General features: G+C 48.9%; 3 protein-coding genes. All 3 read left to right on the forward strand.

Annotated features, from left to right (window positions below; genetic code table 11):
• Positions 1 to 183 precede the first annotated feature (183 nt).
• Complete coding sequence (locus tag G547_RS0115930) at positions 184 to 549, forward strand: transposase (protein ID WP_036189160.1); 366 nt, start codon at positions 184 to 186, stop codon at positions 547 to 549.
• Positions 546 to 1391, forward strand: coding sequence for an IS3 family transposase (locus G547_RS0115935; protein ID WP_027330694.1), 846 nt, complete (start codon positions 546 to 548; stop codon positions 1389 to 1391). The genes G547_RS0115930 and G547_RS0115935 overlap by 4 nt, the downstream gene beginning before the upstream one ends.
• Before the next feature lie 123 nt (positions 1392 to 1514).
• Positions 1515 to 1811, forward strand: coding sequence for a YbbD-related protein (locus tag G547_RS24105; protein WP_483803750.1), 297 nt, complete (start codon positions 1515 to 1517; stop codon positions 1809 to 1811).
• Positions 1812 to 2000 lie beyond the last annotated feature (189 nt).

A 2000-nucleotide genomic window follows, 5' to 3' on the forward strand; every position in this document is an offset into this window, starting at 1 on the left:
CCATGCTGAAAACCTGTTGCTGCAGGTTTGGGTCTCACTATATCGCTTGGGGTAAACGGTGAAAATAAGAGAAATTCCATCATACAAGGCACACCAATACGCCACCGCAAGCGGTGGCAGGACGCTCTGAACCTGCACCACTTTGACGGACAGTAAACCACTGTCCTGCTAAAGGGGTGTAACATGGGTATAACGAGAAAGAGGCACTACAACAGCTACACATTGGCGTTCAAGGTAAAAGCGGTCAAGGAAAGCAACAAGCAAGGCGTTAAAGCCAAAGACGTAGCTGAAGCGCTTGGCATTCACTCGGTGATGCTGTATCGGTGGCGCCAGGAATTCAAGGAAAAACGGTTATCCGAGAACAAGCATATGAAGATACCGACGCCACCACCGAAGAAATCGAGAGAGGATTCGGATAAGTTGAAAGTCGCTGAGCGGCGCATTAAGGAGCTCGAGAAAAGGCTGGCTGCCAGGGAGGAGGAAGTCATCATCCTAAAAAAGGCCGGTCGGTTCTTTCAGGAACAGCGCAGGAAAGATACGCGTTCATAGATAAGAACCGAGACTCTCATAAGATATTAACCATGTGCGAGCAGCTAAATGTCTCCACAAGCGGTTATTACGACTGGCGGGACAGGCCCATTAGCGAGAGAGCCCAGTATGATGCTGTACTGGTGGAGCAGATTGTCGACATGCACCACGGCCATGAGGCGAACTATGGAGCTATTCGTGTTCACCCTTACCTCAAGAAACTGAGCTTTAGCTGCAGCCGCAGGCGCGTCAACCGACTGATGAAAGCTCATGGGATACGCTCTAAATACCATGCGCATCGACTCAGACGCTCCAGTAACAGTAACGCTCCTGTGGCTAAGAACCTGCTGGCTGAGCAGCCCAAAGCCGTTCAGAGCGGTCAGTATTGGGCTGGAGATATGACCTACTTGAAAACACGGGAAGGTGACTTTTATCTGGCGGCGATCCTGGATCTATGGTCAAGAAAAGTGGTCGGTTGGGTATTTTCAAGGAACCATGATGCGGACCTGGTTACTGGCGCCCTGAATATGTCGTTAGCCTTTGAGCCGAGGCAGCCCGGCTGCCTTTTCCATAGTGACCAAGGGTCAGAGTACCGATCCGATAGTTACCGTGATAGGATCTCAGAAATGGGGCTGGTCAGCAGCATGAGTCGGGCAGGAACACCGACCGACAATGCTTATGTGGAGTCGTTCTTTAAGACACTGCGCAATGAGCTGCTGTATCATTGGACGTTTAGCACGCTAGTTGAGTGCGTAGCGAGAATCATGGATTACATTGAGTTCTACAATGAAACTCGTCTACATTCGGGTCTGAACTACATGTCACCCAATGAATATCAACTTTCACACTCTAAGTGTCCGTGAAAGTGGTGCAGGTCCACTCGCAAGCTCGCGCCTTTGTGTGCGGCGTTAACTGCACGGAGAGGGCAAGTGAGACTTATAGCCTTGATCTTCATAGTTATTTTGCTTTGTTCATGTAGTGATGTTGTGTCGTCGCACTATGCAACGTATGAGGAGGCACTCGAGGACAAGCTATTTCTACGGGGCTGGCTCCCTGATATATTGCCGAGTACTACGACAAACATATCGACAAGCAACAACTTGGATCTCAACACGTCTACCGGCCAGTTTATTTTGCTGCCTGAGGATGTTCCCGATTTCACAAGTAAGCTTACAAAGATGTCCGGAAATTCCTACAGGTATCAAGGCAATAACCTAGGTGAAAAATGGATTTTTACTGTTTATGAGTCGGGTAAAGTTACATATGAACTTAATCGGAAATAGGCAGTTAACAAGTCAATCAACTACGCGCCTCTACGGCGCCGGACTGCTAAAAACGTGGCTCCGCCACAACGCAGCCGGTTATTGAGGCGTTAGCAGTCCGTGTTACCCACAATTGGTGGACACCTTCTATAGTTAGATAAACCACTATTGAGGTGTTCAAAATGGCACGTAAAAAGAGACAAGCCTACA

It is taken from the genome of Marinimicrobium agarilyticum DSM 16975, assembly GCF_000423345.1.
Taxonomy (GTDB): Bacteria; Pseudomonadota; Gammaproteobacteria; order Pseudomonadales; family Cellvibrionaceae; genus Marinimicrobium; species Marinimicrobium agarilyticum.

Excerpts from the sequence above, each read along its gene's own strand:
- G547_RS0115930 (WP_036189160.1), top strand. The coding sequence starts at position 184 with ATGGGTATAACGAGAAAGAGGCACTACAACAGCTACACATTGGCGTTC.